This window comes from Gemmatimonadota bacterium, assembly GCA_040882465.1.
Lineage (GTDB): Bacteria > Gemmatimonadota > Gemmatimonadetes > Longimicrobiales > Gaopeijiaceae > JBBEBG01.
In genome coordinates, this window is record JBBEBG010000036.1 from 76518 (window position 1) to 91417 (window position 14900).

General features: G+C 66.1%; 15 protein-coding genes. 10 read left to right on the forward strand and 5 right to left on the reverse strand.

What is annotated here, in order from left to right:
• Positions 1-139: 139 nt before the first annotated feature.
• The 4 genes from WEG36_13275 to WEG36_13290 are packed head-to-tail and all read left to right on the forward strand — an operon-like array spanning position 140 to position 4051.
• Positions 140-946, forward strand: coding sequence for a succinate dehydrogenase (locus WEG36_13275; protein MEX1258580.1), 807 nt, complete (start codon positions 140-142; stop codon positions 944-946).
• Complete coding sequence (locus WEG36_13280) at positions 946-2763, forward strand: fumarate reductase/succinate dehydrogenase flavoprotein subunit (protein ID MEX1258581.1); 1818 nt, start codon at positions 946-948, stop codon at positions 2761-2763. Before WEG36_13275 ends, WEG36_13280 begins: the two co-directional genes overlap by 1 nt.
• Positions 2760-3521, forward strand: coding sequence for a succinate dehydrogenase/fumarate reductase iron-sulfur subunit (locus tag WEG36_13285; GenBank protein MEX1258582.1), 762 nt, complete (start codon positions 2760-2762; stop codon positions 3519-3521). The genes WEG36_13280 and WEG36_13285 overlap by 4 nt, the downstream gene beginning before the upstream one ends.
• Positions 3522-3550: 29 nt before the next feature.
• Positions 3551-4051 (forward strand): hypothetical protein, encoded by a 501-nt coding sequence (locus tag WEG36_13290; GenBank protein MEX1258583.1) that lies wholly within the window; start codon positions 3551-3553, stop codon positions 4049-4051.
• Positions 4052-4061: 10 nt separating this feature from the next.
• On the opposite strand, the gene WEG36_13295 is transcribed toward WEG36_13290, so the two are convergent.
• Positions 4062-4556 carry a hypothetical protein gene (locus tag WEG36_13295; protein MEX1258584.1) on the reverse strand — a complete coding sequence of 165 codons (495 nt, stop codon included), beginning with the start codon at positions 4554-4556 and terminating at the stop codon, positions 4062-4064.
• 41 nt (positions 4557-4597) lie between these two features.
• Positions 4598-5188, reverse strand: coding sequence for a DUF87 domain-containing protein (locus WEG36_13300; protein ID MEX1258585.1), 591 nt, complete (start codon positions 5186-5188; stop codon positions 4598-4600).
• Positions 5189-5214: 26 nt separating this feature from the next.
• Here WEG36_13300 and WEG36_13305 point away from each other — a divergent pair, with 26 nt between their 5' ends.
• Positions 5215-6060: a DUF481 domain-containing protein gene (locus WEG36_13305; protein ID MEX1258586.1), complete on the forward strand. Its 846-nt coding sequence runs from the start codon at positions 5215-5217 to the stop codon at positions 6058-6060.
• A gap of 37 nt (positions 6061-6097) precedes the next feature.
• Here WEG36_13305 and WEG36_13310 read toward each other — a convergent pair whose 3' ends face one another.
• The gene (locus WEG36_13310; protein MEX1258587.1) at positions 6098-6526 is read right to left on the reverse strand and encodes a transcriptional regulator; all 429 of its coding nucleotides are present in this window, start codon (positions 6524-6526) and stop codon (positions 6098-6100) included.
• Positions 6526-6828 (reverse strand): type II toxin-antitoxin system HigB family toxin, encoded by a 303-nt coding sequence (locus tag WEG36_13315; protein ID MEX1258588.1) that lies wholly within the window; start codon positions 6826-6828, stop codon positions 6526-6528. The genes WEG36_13310 and WEG36_13315 overlap by 1 nt, the downstream gene beginning before the upstream one ends.
• A 358-nt stretch (positions 6829-7186) precedes the next feature.
• On the opposite strand from WEG36_13315, the gene WEG36_13320 reads away from it, so the two are divergent.
• On the forward strand, positions 7187-7348 hold the full coding sequence (locus WEG36_13320) for a hypothetical protein (protein MEX1258589.1): 162 nt from the start codon (positions 7187-7189) through the stop codon (positions 7346-7348).
• A 57-nt stretch (positions 7349-7405) separates the two neighbouring features.
• On the forward strand, positions 7406-7600 hold the full coding sequence (locus WEG36_13325; protein MEX1258590.1) for a hypothetical protein: 195 nt from the start codon (positions 7406-7408) through the stop codon (positions 7598-7600).
• A 27-nt stretch (positions 7601-7627) separates the two neighbouring features.
• On the opposite strand, the gene WEG36_13330 is transcribed toward WEG36_13325, so the two are convergent.
• Entirely contained in the window at positions 7628-9532 is a 1905-nt protein-coding gene (locus tag WEG36_13330; GenBank protein MEX1258591.1) for a peptidase M61, read from the reverse strand.
• Positions 9533-9701: 169 nt separating this feature from the next.
• Between WEG36_13330 and WEG36_13335 the strand changes: the two genes are divergently transcribed.
• From WEG36_13335 to WEG36_13345, 3 genes are all read left to right on the forward strand, one after another.
• Positions 9702-12041 carry a penicillin acylase family protein gene (locus tag WEG36_13335; GenBank protein ID MEX1258592.1) on the forward strand — a complete coding sequence of 780 codons (2340 nt, stop codon included), beginning with the start codon at positions 9702-9704 and terminating at the stop codon, positions 12039-12041.
• Between the two features lie 149 nt (positions 12042-12190).
• Positions 12191-12793, forward strand: coding sequence for a DUF305 domain-containing protein (locus WEG36_13340; protein ID MEX1258593.1), 603 nt, complete (start codon positions 12191-12193; stop codon positions 12791-12793).
• Positions 12794-12843: 50 nt separating this feature from the next.
• A complete protein-coding gene (locus WEG36_13345) occupies positions 12844-14718 on the forward strand; it encodes a hypothetical protein (GenBank protein ID MEX1258594.1) in 1875 nt (624 codons plus the stop codon).
• Positions 14719-14900 lie beyond the last annotated feature (182 nt).

Below are 14900 nucleotides of genomic sequence, written 5' to 3' on the forward strand. Positions count from 1 at the left end.
CGCGCCACGGTCCACACTCCGTTCCGGGGCCGTTCCTCCGTCTCCCGCCCTGGCCCCATCTGAGTGATCGGCGTATTCTGGCCCCCGGTTTCGACTGGTGTCGAAACAGAGGTGCGCACCTTCGAACGGAAGGGCACGCATGGCGGAAATAGTGTCTTCACTGCCCCGCGCCGGAAGCTTCGGCGAGACGGCCAGGCCGGATACCTGGTGGCTCAAGCCCCTGGGGATCTTCCTCGCCCTGTCAGCCTTCGTGGTCTATGCGACCTGGGCGGCGTTCCAGGGCGAGCACTATTCCTTCGGACCGTACCTCTCCCCCTTCTACTCCCCGGAGCTTTTCGGGGACTCGTCGCACGCCCTGTTCGGCCCCAGGCCGGGATGGTGGCCCGGGTGGCTCCCCTTCTCCCCCGCCTTCCTGATCCTCTGGGCGCCCGGCGGATTCCGGCTCACCTGCTATTACTACCGGGGCGCATACTACAAGGCATTCTGGGCGGACCCGTCCGCCTGCGGGGTCTCCGAGCCACGGAAGGGATACCGGGGCGAGCGTTCCTTCCCACTGATCCTCCAGAACGTGCATCGGTATTTCCTCTATCTGGCGCTCGTCTTCGTGGTAATCCTTTCCCATGATGCGTGGAAGGCGCTCTGGTTCGAGAACCCGGCCACCGGCGCGGTGGAGTTCGGCCTGGGGGTGGGCTCCCTCGTCCTCCTCGTGAACGTGATCCTGCTCGGGGGCTACACCCTCGGTTGCCACTCCCTCCGGCACCTCGTCGGCGGCCGCCTCTCGCGCATCTCCGGACGCCCCGTCCAGGCCGCGTCCTACCAATGCGTCTCGTGCCTCAACCGCAAGCACATGATCTGGGCCTGGATGAGCCTCTTTTGGGTCGCGTTCTCGGACATCTACGTGCGACTCCTCTCCATGGGCATCTGGACCGACCTGAGACTCTTCTGATGGCAGAATACCGGACACACGAATACGACGTCCTCATCATCGGAGCGGGTGGAGCCGGTCTTCGGGCCGCGATCGAGGCCTCCGGGCACGGTGCGAGAGTTGGGGTCGTAAGCAAGTCGCTCCTCGGGAAAGCCCACACGGTCATGGCCGAAGGGGGCGTTGCGGCCGCGCTCGCGAACGTGGACGAGCGGGACGGCTGGCGGGTCCACTTCGCCGACACGATGCGGGGAGGCCAGTACCTGAACAACTGGCGGATGGCGGAACTCCATGCCCGGGAGGCGCCCGAGCGCGTGCGCGAACTCGAGGCCTGGGGAGCGCTCTTCGATCGCACCGATGACGGGAGGATCCTCCAGCGAAATTTCGGGGGACACGCCTATCCCCGGCTGGCGCATGTGGGGGACCGCACCGGGCTCGAGATGATCCGGACTCTCCAGGACCACGGGATCCACCAAGGGATGTCGGTCCACATGGAGTGTACCGTGACTCGGCTCCTCACGGACGGGGCAAGGGTCGCCGGGGCATTTGCGTACGATCGGGAGCGAGGCCGATTCCTCGTCTTCCGGGCGGGCGCCGTGGTCCTCGCCACCGGAGGCTTCGGAAAGGCCTACCGTATCACCTCGAACTCGTGGGAATACACCGGGGACGGCCAGACCCTTGCATACGACACGGGCGCGGACCTCCTCGACATGGAGTTCGTCCAGTTCCACCCGACCGGGATGGTCTGGCCGCCTTCCGTCCGCGGGATCCTCGTGACGGAAGGGGTGAGGGGAGAAGGGGGCGTCCTCCGCAACAGTGCGGGGCGCCGCTTCATGTTCGACGACATCCCCGAACTCTACAAAGGTCAGACGGCGGACTCGGAGGAGGAGGGTTGGCGTTACTGCACCGGGGATCCGACCGCCCGCCGCCCCCCGGAGCTCCTCACCCGCGATCACGTGGCGCGCTGCATCCTTCGCGAGGTCGCGGAGGGACGAGGGAGCCCGCACGGCGGGGCGTTCCTGGACATCTCCTGGATCGGCGAGAAGATGGCGAACCACGAGGAGCACATCCGTCGCAAGCTCCCGGGGATGTACCACCAGTTCAAGGAGCTCGCGGAGATCGACATCACGAAGGAGCCGATGGAGGTGGGCCCCACGACCCACTATGCGATGGGGGGAGTTCGGGTCGACCCCGAAACCCAGATGTCGACCGTGGCGGGGCTTTTCGCGGCGGGGGAGTGCGCCGCGGGGCTCCACGGGGCGAACCGGCTGGGGGGCAACTCCCTGTCGGACCTCATCGTCTTCGGGAAGCGCGCGGGGGAATACGCAGCCCGCTTCGCGAAGGAACATGGCCCCGGGACCTTCGATCCCGCCGCGGCCGAGGCCGCCGAACGCGAGGCGCTCGCCCCCTTCCACCGGGAGGCGGCGAACGGAGAAAACCCGTATCAGGTCCAATACGATCTCCAGGAGATGATGCAGGACCGCGTCGGCATCATCCGGCATGCCGAGAAGCTGCAGTCCGCATTGGAGGCGCTGGAACAGCTCCGGGAGCGCGCGGGGCGGGCTCTCGCCCCGGGAAGCCGGGAGTACAACGCCGGATGGCACACCGCGCTCGACCTCCACAACCTCCTCACCGTGTCGGAGGCCGTCACCCGGGCGGCCCTCCTTCGCCAGGAGAGTCGCGGAGCACAGTCGAGGGACGACTACCGCGGGAAGGACCCCGAATGGGGGAAGCTCAATCTGGTCGTGCGGAAGGAAGCGGGGGGCGCCATGGAGGTGGAACGCATCCCTACCCGTCCCCTCCCCGACGAGCTCGCCAAGATCATCGAGGAGATGGGATGATGGCCCAGGCCACTTTTCGTATCTGGCGGGGAAACTCCGGAGGCGGAGAGCTCCAGGACTTCACCCTAGACGTGAGCGAGGGGATGGTCGTCCTGGATGCCGTCCACCGCATACAGGCGGAGCAGGCCCCGGACTTGGCGGTCCGCTGGAACTGCAAGGCGGGAAAGTGTGGCTCGTGCTCGGCCGAGGTGAACGGAATGCCGAAGCTCATGTGCATGACCCGCCTGAGCTCGCTCCCCATGGAGCGTCCCGTGACGATTCATCCAATGAAGGCGTTCCCCGTGATGAAGGACCTCGTCTGCGACGTGTCGTGGAACTACGAGGTGAAGAAGCGGATTCCGCCTTTCCGCCCTCGCGCTCCGGACGCACCGGACGGGACCTGGCGGATGGACCAGCGGGACGTGGATCGGGTGATGGAGTTTCGCAAGTGCATCGAGTGTTACCTCTGCCAGGACGTGTGCCATGTCCTGCGGGAGCATCACAAGCACGACGAGTTCATCGGGCCGCGATTCCTCGTGTACGCCGCCGCGCTCGAGATGCATCCACTGGATGAAGGGACCCGCGCCCGGCTCCTCTGGGAGGAAGGGGGGATCGGGTACTGTAACATCACGAAGTGCTGCACCGCCGTCTGTCCCGAGGGAATCCACATCACCGACAACGCGATCATTCCGCTCAAGGAGCGCGTCGTGGATGAGGTGTTCGACCCCATCTCTCGAGCCCTGCGCGTCCTCACCGGGCGGCGCGGCGCGGCGACTTGATCGGGGGCGGCGTCCGCGGAGGAGGAAGCATGTTTCAGTTGAAATCCCTGACCCGTGAGGGGATCGCGCCGGCCCTCCGGAAGGTCGACCGGTACCGCCTCCTGAATGAGCCATGGAGGGCGGAGAGCATCTGCCGGGACGTGCTCGAGATCGACCCCGAGAACCAGGAGGCACTGATCGCACTCCTCCTCTCCCTCACCGACCAGTTCCGGGAACGCGGCACCGCCGCGGCCCAGAACGCGAGAGCGCTCGTGGCCCGGATCGCGGGCGAATACCAGCAGGCGTACTTCTCCGGGATCATCTGTGAGCGTGAAGGAACCGCGATCCTCGGACGGGACTCCTATGGCACGGGCCCGGTCGCCTACCACTGGCTCTCGGAAGCGATGCGTTGGTACGAGAAAGCCGAGGCGGTACGTCCGGCCGGGGACGATGATGCGATTCTGCGTTGGAACGCCTGCGCCCGGCTCATCGCGATGAACCCCCATGTCCGAGCCGTCGAGGAGCAGGCGCAGGAGATACAGTTGGAGTGAGGGCGATTCCTCAGGTCATCTCCGGTTGATCCGCCACGCTCGGAATCCAGACGAGCGCCACTTCGCGGATGGAGATGTCGGACTTCTCGAGTCCCTCGGGAAGGCGTTCCACCTTCCGGGCCTTCGCGTCTGCCTCGCCGACGATCCGGTTCAGCTCGTCGGCGAGTTGGTCCTCGAGCTCTTCGATCTCCGCTTCCTTGCTCCCCGCCCGTTCCGCCGCGGTCTTCAGTCGCTCACCCGTTCGCACTGTCACGGAGCGCCGCGAAGCAAATCCTCCGAGCGAGCCCGCGCTCGCGCGCCCCCCGAAGAAGACGGAGAGGAGCTTTCCGGCCCCGGCCATGAGCTCCTGCTGCTTCCTCGCGCCGACATCCACCTCCAGCTCGCGTGCCCGACGCTCCGCGGTCGCGAGGGCGTCCTGCACGCGGCCGATTTTCGTTGCATGGCGGCCTCTGAGCTTCGCCGCCTCTCCGTTCGCCCACTCCTTCGCCGCACGTTCGCGGCGCATCGTGAAATCTGCCTCGCTCTCCCCGACCCGCGAGTAGAGCTTCAGCTCGGGGGTTCTTGAAGATCTCGATCGTCCTCTCCCGAAAGAGGTGCTCCTTCAGATCGGAGCCCAGCGTGCGAAAGTACGCCGCGTCCTTGATCGGGGCGGCGGGAATGGCGTAGCGCGCCCCTCGCCAGCTCTCCGATCTCGATTCCTTCGCGCCGCGCTTCGGCGGGATCCACCCAGGGCTCGAAGCCCTCGGTGCGGAGCTCCGGGAAGGCGAGGAGCAGATTCCCCATGTCCCCTTTGGGGTCCAGAACGAGGACTGGGATACCGCTCAGGATGGCCTCCTCGAGGAGGACGATCCCGAGCCCGGTCTTTCCCGACCCCGTCATCGCCGTGATGACGCCGTGGGTCGTGAGGTCGCGAGCCGGATGCAGGACGGGCGGCCCGGACCGCGCTCCCGAGGCCGGATCGATCAGCCCCCCCAGGTAGAACTTCCCTCGCTCCACGTCCATCCGGCCCCCGCCGCTCAGGACCGCTCTTGCGAAACCGATGGGTCCGGTCTCGAATGGGAAGGTCCCTTTCCCGCGGAACAAGCGCCCGAAGAAACTACTTGCCAGAGCCAGAGAGGGTAGTGCCAAACGCCGCACTCTCCGACTCCGATGAGGATCACCCCATGCCCCGACCTCTGGCCCACGCTACGCGTCTCTTCTCCTTTCTGTCCTTTCTTGCGCTCGCGTCGAGTCTCTCCGCGCAGGATGAGCCCCCCCTCGGCTTTGGAAATGTGGCCGAGGTCACCTACGTCATGACGAATGGCAACGCGACCTCGAGTACCCTCGGAATCAAGAATACCGCGACCCATCACTGGACGAGGAGCTCCTTTCAACTCGCGGTGGGCGCGGTCCGGGCCGAGTCCGGGATCACGACACGGGTGGCCACCGGGACCTCGGAGGACTTCACGATCACCGAAGAGACGGTGACCGAAAAGACGGCCGAGAGCTACTTTGCGAAGGCGCGATACGACCGGATGCTGGGGGATGCGGCCTTTCTCTTCGGAGGTGCCGGGTGGGATCGGAACACCTTTGCGGGAATCCAGAACCGGTACGCGATGGTGGCGGGCGGCGGGCGGACCTGGTTCGAGGACGACGCGCGCCGGCTGAAAACCGATCTGGGCGCCACGTACACGATCCAGGAGGACGTCGTGGAAGTCCCCGGCGCGGAGGACACTTTTCTAGGGGCCCGCGCCACGCTGGACTATGTCCGCACGCTTACGGAGACGACCTCCTACACGAGCCTCCTCGTCGTGGACGAAAATTTCGAGGACACCGGGGATCTCCGCGCCGACTGGACCAATTCCATCTCGGTCACGATGTCCGAGAGGTTGGCCCTCAAGGCGAGTTACCAGCTCCTCTTCGACAACCTCCCCGCGGTCACCTCCGTGCCCCTCGGAGAAGGTTCGGTCCAGGTCCCGCTCGAGAAGGTGGACGGCGCCCTCAGCATCGCGGTCGTCGTGGACTTCTGAGGCAGCGGCGCATCGGCGGCCGATGATCCCGGACGGATCAGTCGGATTTCTTCGCCGGCCGCGGCGCCCGTTTCCTCACGGCCTTCCCGGGCCGGCGAGAGATCGGAACCTCCTGGATCAGGACCTCCGCGCGCAGGTCCAACCCCTTGGAAAGCCTGCGAATCATTGGAAGCGTGAGCGCCCGCTTGCGGGAGAGCACCTCCGAGACGCGGCCTCGGGAACCGATCATCGGCTCCAGGTCACGTTGCCGGAGGTTTTTCTGCTCCATACGGACTCGAATGGCTTCGATGGGATCCGGGGTTTCGATCGGCCAGTGGCGTGCTTCGTACGCTTCGATCAGCGTCACGAACACATCCAGGCGATCGCCTTCCGACGAGCCGGGGACCGCATCCATCAGAGAATCGACCTCCGCCAGAGCGGCGGCGTAGTCGTCCTCGGTGCGGATCGGCCGAACGTTGATTTCCATCAGATCGTCTCCGCGTTAATGGCATCGTATTCCGCGTGAGTCCCCACGAAACGGATGTAAACGATACGATACGGGTAGTTGATGCGAGCCACGAGCCGAAATTTGTTACCCGCGATGTTGAAGACCACTCGGCCCTTCTTCAGGATGCTTGCATCTCCATAAGTCGCCTTCACGTCCGCGGGAGTCGACCAGTCCGCCCCCTCCACGGTGGCATGCCAAACCTGAAGCGGCGCTTTTGCTTGGGCGCCGCGCGCATGCGATTCCCAGAACTGGCGCAGGGTGCGCTTGGCGATGAGCCGCATGAGGAAGTATAAAGTTGCTCCCGCTATGGGAGCAAGCTGCGGGGTAAGACGCGCGCGGCTCCCCGATCCAAGGACCGTAGTCATCCAGGTGCGTGCGATACCTGCGGCGTGAATTGCCGGTCAATGGTCGGAAAGAGTAACCCACCGCACCCTATGGCCGTGATAGAAGGCTAGGAATTCCCAACCGCCTGCGAACGAGAAAGCCGAGGTAGGACGCGGAGTTGGGGAGAGCAACGATTCCGAAAGCGGGAGCGGTGGGGAGAGGCTGGGCAGATGAAGGGGCTGGCCGCGGCGACAGAACGGGGTCGTCGGTGGCCCCATGTGAGAATGAGCCGGGCGGATGGGAGGAGGGGCGCGGGTGGGCGAACGCGGGGCGGACGTCCGAGGGGAGAGGTCAGGCCTCCCAGGCGTCGGGCGCGGAGTGGTCGAAGTCCGGCTCGGGCAGGGGCTCGGGATCGGACGGGTCGAAGGCGGGCGTCTGATCGAAGTCGAGCTCGGCCTGCGGAGGAGCGCGAGGTAGAGGAGCGGAGCGTCGGGTGAGGCGAGAGAGGTGATTCCCTCGGGAGCATGGACGCGCTTGAGGTTCGGATCGAGGGAGACGACCGGGCCGGGCTCGAGCGGCTCGTCCTGGCCACGCACGCGCTCCCCCGCAGGCCGAACTCTCGACAACCTCCCCGCGGTCACCTCCGTGCCCCTCGGAGAAGGTTCGGTCCAGGTCCCGCTCGAGAAGGTGGACGGCGCCCTCAGCATCGCGGTCGTCGTGGACTTCTGAGGCGGCGCGCCCCGACCCGGCCGCCCGTCACCCTCCGAGCCAGGCGTCCCGGAGCGCTCTCTGGGCGGGCGTCGCGTCGGGATCTTCCTCGATGCTGCTCCGGACGATGACCGGAGTCCCCATCGTTCCCCGGAGCACGACCTCCTCCTCGTCGCGGAGGACGACGATCTCGACCGGCGCCTCCGGACTCCACTGGAAGGAGGCCTGAACCACCGGCCCGAAGGTCTCTAGAGTGAAGGGCTGTCCGTTCACGCTCCGGACCACGTCGCCGGCCTGCGCCCCAATCGCCCGCAGAGTCGAGTTGAGCTGCATCTCGCGGAAGAAGATCTCGCCCGTTCCCGGATTCGCATCGATGAAGGGGATCTGCTGGTCCAGGAAAAAGAGAGTGACGGGGAGCTCCGTCTCGACGACCTCGATTCCGGCGTCGTCGAGGCAGTCGGCGTAACCGATGGGGGTGCTTCCGGCCACATGCGTTTGGAGAAAGGCCCCGAATGGGGGATAGGTCATCTCCGTCAGCTCGGCGATCAGCGCGTCGTCCTCGAAGGCCCGTTCGATTCCGTACCGCGCCGAAAGCTCCTTCATGACCGAGAGCATGCTGCGCTCTCCTCCACTTTCGGCGCGGAGGATGAGGTCGAGGCACATCCCGATCAGCGCCCCTTTCTGATAGACGTTCCCATAGTTTTCGGCATAGGGCGACTCGATGACGTTTTCGCTCATCATCGTAAAGCTCATGGCGTCGTCGTAACCGGCGGCGTATTCGATTTTTTCGCCCAACTTCTCGTAGAAGTCCTCCCTCGACTCGAGCCCCTCGTACACCTGGAAGTGGCTCGCGAAGTACTCCGTGATTCCTTCGTACATCCAGAGGTGCTTCGAAAAGGTGGGCGCGTTGTAGTCGAAGTCGTGGACGTCCTCCGAGTGTACGGTGAGCGGTGCGATGATGTGGAAGAACTCATGCGAGATGATGTCCACCATCGCATCCGTCATGTCGGCGTCCGGAAGGTACTCCGGGAGGACCGTCACCGTGGATGTGTGGTGCTCCAGCGCCCCGAAACCCGTGGGAGCCTCGTTGTCTTCTCCGGCGAGGAAAAGGTAGATGTCGTAGCGGTCGGTCGTCTCGAAGTCGCCGAGGTAGGCGCTCTGCGCCGCCATCATCGCGGCGATGTCGTCCTGGAGACCCGCGGCGGAGTGCGCCCCGGTGGGCGAATAGACGCTCAGGGTGATTCTGATATCGCCCACAGGGAAGACGACCGTGTCAATCTCTCCATACATCATCGGATTATCGGTCACGTCGAAATACCGCCCGGCCCGGTAGACGTCCGTGAAGGTCCCACCCGTCGCGCTCGTATCCGAGGCCGCGACCGGAAGCGCCGAGGAGCGCTCGAGGCGAGTCGGTGCGGTCACGCGGATCTCGTAGCTGCGTTCCGTGAGCCCTTCGAAGTATCCCACGAAGCCGTGAAGATTGAGGACGAAGACATCGGGGGCGATGTTGGTCCCCGAGGGAGAGAAAGGCGCTTCCTCCCCCGCCCTCTCCCGGTCGAAGGTGTCGTTTACGTAATAAGTCAGGCGATCGAGTCTCCGGGCGTTGCCGATCCGCCAGGTATTCGTGTCCACCCGCTCGACGGCCATCGGAGCGCCGGCCCCGTCGAAGGCGGCCAGCTCTTCGACGTAGCTTCCGAAGTCGCTCACCGCATAGGTCCCCTGCACCACGCGCGGAAGGCGGAAGAGGACCTCGTCCTGGTCGAGCTCGACCGGATTCAGCTCGACGAGGAGCCGGTCGTTCGAGATCGCGGCGAGGTCGAGAACCGCCGTGATGAAGGCCCCGCCGGACGGCGCCGCCCCCGGTGAAGGGGAGGTCCCCCCCGGAGCCGTGGCGGCGGACGCACACGCGGAAAGGAGAGCCAAAAGCACCAGGACGGGCGAAAGCCTATTCATCGGGGAGCCACCATGGGGTTTGGGGCGGACATTCAGGACCCGCGTGATACCACGAAAGGATGGGAAGGATTCGCCGGAGCCGATTTCGATTGACTTGCCCGGCGCGGCCGCGCAAGATCGCTTTGGGTCCTCTCTTCCCGGATCTCCTCAAATTCCCGGAGGTTGCTCCATGTACACGCTCCGCGGGCTTCGCTCCCTCTTCCGCGCCTTCGTCCCAACGCTCCTCGCGGCCGGGTGCGCCCTTCCCGCCGACAATGCCGCGCCTCCCGCCACCGTCGAGGAGCTGGCGGAGAGGGCGCTCGCCCAGATCGAAGGCGACCTGGAGCTGCCCGGCCTTCGGGAGCCCGTCGCAGTCATTCGGGACGAATGGGGGATCCCGCACATCTTCGCCCGGAATACGGAAGATCTCTTTTTCGCCCAGGGCTTCGTGACAGCGCAGGACCGGCTCTGGCAAATGGAGATGTGGCGCCGTTGGCACGAGGGGCGCCTCGCCGAAGTTTTCGGCCCGGAGGCCTTCGAATACGACGCCCGGACCCGGCTCATGATGTTCCGGGGGCCGTGGGACGAAGCGGAGTGGACGAGCTACCACCCCGAGGGCGAACGGATCTTCGCCGCCTTCGCCGCGGGAGTGAACGCCTTCATCGAGCAGAATGCGAACAATCTCCCGGTCGAGTTTCAGCTCACCGGGATCCGCCCCGATCCCTGGACCGCGCAGGCCGTCGTCCTTCGATGGGCCCAGATCGCGCTTTCGAGCGTCCGGGGCCACGCCATCAGCGAAATCCAGCTCGCGATGAATGTGGCGCGCCTCGGCGTGGAGGAAGCGAATCGCCGGGCGACGCCGGATCCATGGGACGACCTCGTCGTTCCGGAAGGACTCGACCTGACCCTGATCACCCAGGAGGTGCTGGACGCCGCGCGGGCGGGCGACGGAGATCCCTTCTCGGGAGACAATCTTCCCCCGCTCGAGATCGTCGAGGCGTACCGCCCCCTCCTCTCCGAGCTCCAGACCGCTTCCGTCGCAAGCCCCTGGGATCCGGCCGACGCGGGAAGCAACAACTGGGTGGTGAGCGGCTCTCGCACGCCGAGCGGCATTCCGATCCTCTCGAACGACCCTCACCGGCGCGTCGAGATGCCCGCCCTCCGATACATGGTGCACCTGAACGCTCCGGGATGGAACGTGATCGGCGGCGGCGAGCCGCCTTTCGTCGGCGTGGACGCCGGCAACAACGAGCGCATGGCGTGGGGGTTCACCTTCGCGGGCACCGACATGGTGGACCTCTACGTGGAAGAAGTGCACCCCGAGGATCCGACTCTGGTGCGCTGGCAGGACGGATGGGAGCCGCTCCGGATCATCGAGGAAGAGATCCTGGTCAAGGGGGAGGCGCCGCGCGCGGTCACCCTCAAGTTCAGCCGCCACGGGCCGGTCTTTTACGAGGATTCCGCGAACCGTCTCGCGTACGCCGTGCGGTCCGTGAATCAGGAGCCGGGAACGGCCCCCTACCTGGGAAGCTTCAAGCTAGCGCAGGCGAACAGCTGCGCTGACTTCTTCGACCGGGCGATGTTCTGGAAGGTCCCGACGCACAACCTGATCTGCGGGGACGCGGACGGAAACATCGCCCTCCAGATCACGGGACTCACGCCGGACCGCGCGGGGTGGAATGGGCGCCTTCCCGTGCCCGGAAACGGTGCCTACGAGTGGCGGGGCTTCCGAAGCGACCTTCCGCGAGAGCTCAATCCGGAAAGAGGATACATCGCCACCGCGAACAACAACACGCACCCCCCGGGGTACATGGGGCGCCCGGTCTTTTACCATTCCACGGCCGGCGTCGAGACCTCGCGGATCGCCCGCCTCCACCAGATCCTCGGATCGGGAGCGATCCTTTCGGTCGAAGACCACATGCGGATCCAGCACGACGCCTATTCGCTCCGCGCCGAGGGTGACCACTCCCTCTTCCTCGGATGGACCGCGACCGATCCCGAAGCGGAGCGTGCGCGCGCGATGATCGCCGAGTGGGATCGCACTCTCGGACGCGAGAGCACCGCGGCCGCGATCTATGTGCGATGGACGAATGCAGCCGACGAGGACGAAATCCATGGGGCAGCGCCCGCCGGCCGGCCGGCCCTCATGGAGGCCGCCCTCGTTGCCGCGCTCGACCGGCTGAAGGGAGACTGGGGGACGGACTGGAACGAGTGGCGCTACGGCCGCATCCAGACGACCTCGCTCACGCACACGTTCGTGCCGGCCTTTGACTTGCCGCCCGTGGAGCGACCGGGGGCCTTCGGTACCGTGAACGCGGACGGGGCGAACTTCCGCCGCATCGTGGACCTCTCGAACCTGGACAACTCAGTCTGGACAAACGCCCCGGGCCAGTCGGGGCAACCGGGAAGCCCCTTTTACGGGAACCTGCGGGAGAGCCTTGGAAATGGAGAGTACGCGCCCCTCCTCTTCACCCGGGGCGGGATCGAAGAACGTGCCGCGCACAGGCTGACTCTTCGACCGGCGCCTTGAATCGCCGACTTCCGCATCCGGCACCCAAGGCGTACCATGATGGACGCGCGAGTCCCCCGGTCGTGCCGTGTGCCGGCGGCGCGGAGGCACGCAGACGTTTGATGGGAGGTTTCGATCCAGTGACGGGTTCGCGTACACGAAGATGGGCCGTGACGCTCCTCGCCCTCGGGGCCACGGCGGCGTGCGCCGGAACATCGGCACCTCCGGCCGCGTCCCCCGCCCCGGCGGGGCCTCGGGCGAACGAAGCCGCGGTCGCCTTCATGTCCGGAATGATCCACCATCACGCGCAGGCGCTCGTGATGGCGGAGTGGGCTGCCTCGCATGACGCGAGCCCCACGATCCAAACCCTCAGCGGGCGCATCTTCATCTCGCAAACCGACGAGATCGGGCTCATGCAGACCTGGCTCCAAGACGTCGGCGAGCCGGTGCCGGAGCCGAACCCGAGAGGGATGCGCATGGTCATGAACGGGATCGAGCACGACATGCTCATGCCCGGAATGCTGACCGATGCCCAGCTCGAGGAGCTCGACCGGGCACGCGGCGCGGAGTTCGATCGCCTGTTCATCACCTTCATGATCCAGCACCACTATGGGGCGATCTCGATGGTGGAGACCCTCTTTGCGTCGCATGGCGGGACCGCGGACGAGCGCATCTACAAGTTCGCCTCCGACGTGTTCGCGGATCAGACGTCCGAGATTGATCGCATGGAAAACATGCTCGCCCTGATGGCCCCGGCGGCGGCCCGTCCCTGAGCGAGCACCCTGGCACGCAGTCCATTAAACCTTCGACTGGAGCCCGTCCCGTGAGAACCGGATCGCTGATTCCCCACTTGCGCGCATCGTCCCTGCCGGTCCGGCTCGGCGCCGTTACCGTGGTTCTCGGACTTCTCTGGATTTCGGCCTGTTCTCAGTCCATGGGCACGGGTGGGGGAGGAGCCGCACCCGCGGAGTTGGACCGATCCACCACGCCGCCGAGTCCCGACCCGCGCATCGGGCTCCGCCCCGGAACGATGAGGCCGCTCCCCTCGGACACCTCCCGCCGGGTGGTGGACCAGCCGGCCGCGGAGACGTCGTGGAATCTGCGCATGGTTTCCCACACCCCGTCCCCCGAGCCTTTCGCGGGAGTGACCAATTCCGACCTGGCCTTCACCGGAAACCTGGTCATCCAGGGGAACTACAACGGATTCCAGGTCTGGAACGTGTCCGACCCCACGGAGCCGACTCTCGTCCGGGGTTTCGTCTGCCCGGCATCACAGAGCGACGTATCGGTCTTCGGAGACCTCCTCTTCGTGTCGGGTGAGGGGACCGGGGGCCGCCTCGACTGCGGAACGCAGGGCGTGCCGGAACCGGTGAGCGCGGATCGCCTGAGGGGAATTCGGATCTTCGACATCAGCGACGTGAACGCCCCCATCTACGTGGCGAACGTACAGACCTGCCGGGGTTCACACACGCACTCGCTGGCGACGCAGCCCGGGGACGACGAAAACGTCTATATCTACGTCTCCGGCTCGTCGTCGGTCCGTTCACCCGAGGAGCTTCCCGGGTGCTCCAATCTCGCTCCCAATGAGGATCCCAACTCCTCGCTCTTCCGGATCGAGGTGATCCAGGTGCCTCTCGACGCGCCGCAGAATGCGCGCATCGTCACCGGCGCACGGATCTTCCAGGATCTGACGGCGGCGCCGAGGCGGACACAGCCGCAGCAGGGAGGACGCGGGGGCGGGGCCCAAGCCGATCCGAACGCGCCCCGCCCAGGCCCGAACCAGTGCCACGACATCACGACCTATCCGGATGCCGGGTACGCGGGGGGCGCTTGCCAGGGCTACGGCATCCTCATCGACATCAGCGATGTCACTTCGCCCGAGCGACTTTACGCGGCCGCAGACACCAACTTCGCCACCTGGCACTCCGTCACCTTCAGCAACGACGGAACGAAGGTCCTGTTCACGGACGAGTGGGGAGGCGGGAGCGGACCCCGCTGCCGGGTGACCGATCCCCTCGTCTGGGGCGGAAACGCGATCTTCGAGATCGTGAACGACGAGCTCGTCTTCCAGAGCTACTACAAGATGCCCGCGGCGCAGACCGACCAAGAAAACTGCGTGGCGCACAACGGCTCCCTGATTCCGGTTCCGGGGCGCGACATCAAGGTCCAGGGGTGGTACCAGGGAGGGATTTCCATCTTCGAATGGACCGACTCCCGGAATCCCGTCGAGATCGCGTATTTCGACCGCGGCCCGCTCGACGCGGAGCGCCTCGTGCTGGGCGGCTCGTGGTCCGCTTATTGGCACAATGGATACATCTACAGCTCGGAGATCGCCCGCGGGTTGGATGTGCTCGAGCTCGTGCCGAGTGGATGGCTCACGCAGAACGAGATCGACGCCGCGAAGACGGTGCATCTCGACTACTTCAATCCCCAGCAACAGCAGCGCTTCGAGTGGCCGACCACCTTCGTGCTCGCGCGCGCCTACCTCGATCAGCTTCAGCGGGGCGGGGGGTTGGCCGCGGCCAGGATCGCAACGGCCCGGACCGATCTCGCGCGGGCGGAAGGCCTCTCCGGGCAAGCGCGCCGCAACGCGCTCACCGCGCTCGCGACAGCGCTGGACGGCGAAGCGGCGGGGGCAGCGGACGGAGCGAAAGTGCGTACGCTGAGCGCAGTGGTTCGGGAGCTGGCCGCGAACTAACGGCGACCGGGCTCGCTGACGCGCGCTCCGCGCGAGAACGGCCCTCCGGAACCAACCGGGGGGCCGTTCGTCGTTTCCCGAGAGCCGCACCGCCATCTCCCCACCGCTCCCCGGCCCCGAGGCATCGGGTCCGCGCGCCGAAGGCTCCGAACTTGCAGGGGAGAGGGTGCGCCACTATCTCC

Coding starts and splice junctions, on each gene's coding strand:
- WEG36_13275 (MEX1258580.1), top strand. CDS start 140: ATGGCGGAAATAGTGTCTTCACTGCCCCGCGCCGGAAGCTTCGGCGAG.
- WEG36_13280 (MEX1258581.1), top strand. CDS start 946: ATGGCAGAATACCGGACACACGAATACGACGTCCTCATCATCGGAGCG.
- WEG36_13285 (MEX1258582.1), top strand. CDS start 2,760: ATGATGGCCCAGGCCACTTTTCGTATCTGGCGGGGAAACTCCGGAGGC.
- WEG36_13290 (MEX1258583.1), top strand. CDS start 3,551: ATGTTTCAGTTGAAATCCCTGACCCGTGAGGGGATCGCGCCGGCCCTC.
- WEG36_13295 (MEX1258584.1), bottom strand. CDS start 4,556: ATGCGCCGCGAACGTGCGGCGAAGGAGTGGGCGAACGGAGAGGCGGCG.
- WEG36_13305 (MEX1258586.1), top strand. CDS start 5,215: ATGCCCCGACCTCTGGCCCACGCTACGCGTCTCTTCTCCTTTCTGTCC.
- WEG36_13310 (MEX1258587.1), bottom strand. CDS start 6,526: ATGGAAATCAACGTTCGGCCGATCCGCACCGAGGACGACTACGCCGCC.
- WEG36_13315 (MEX1258588.1), bottom strand. CDS start 6,828: ATGCGGCTCATCGCCAAGCGCACCCTGCGCCAGTTCTGGGAATCGCAT.
- WEG36_13330 (MEX1258591.1), bottom strand. CDS start 9,532: ATGAATAGGCTTTCGCCCGTCCTGGTGCTTTTGGCTCTCCTTTCCGCG.
- WEG36_13335 (MEX1258592.1), top strand. CDS start 9,702: ATGTACACGCTCCGCGGGCTTCGCTCCCTCTTCCGCGCCTTCGTCCCA.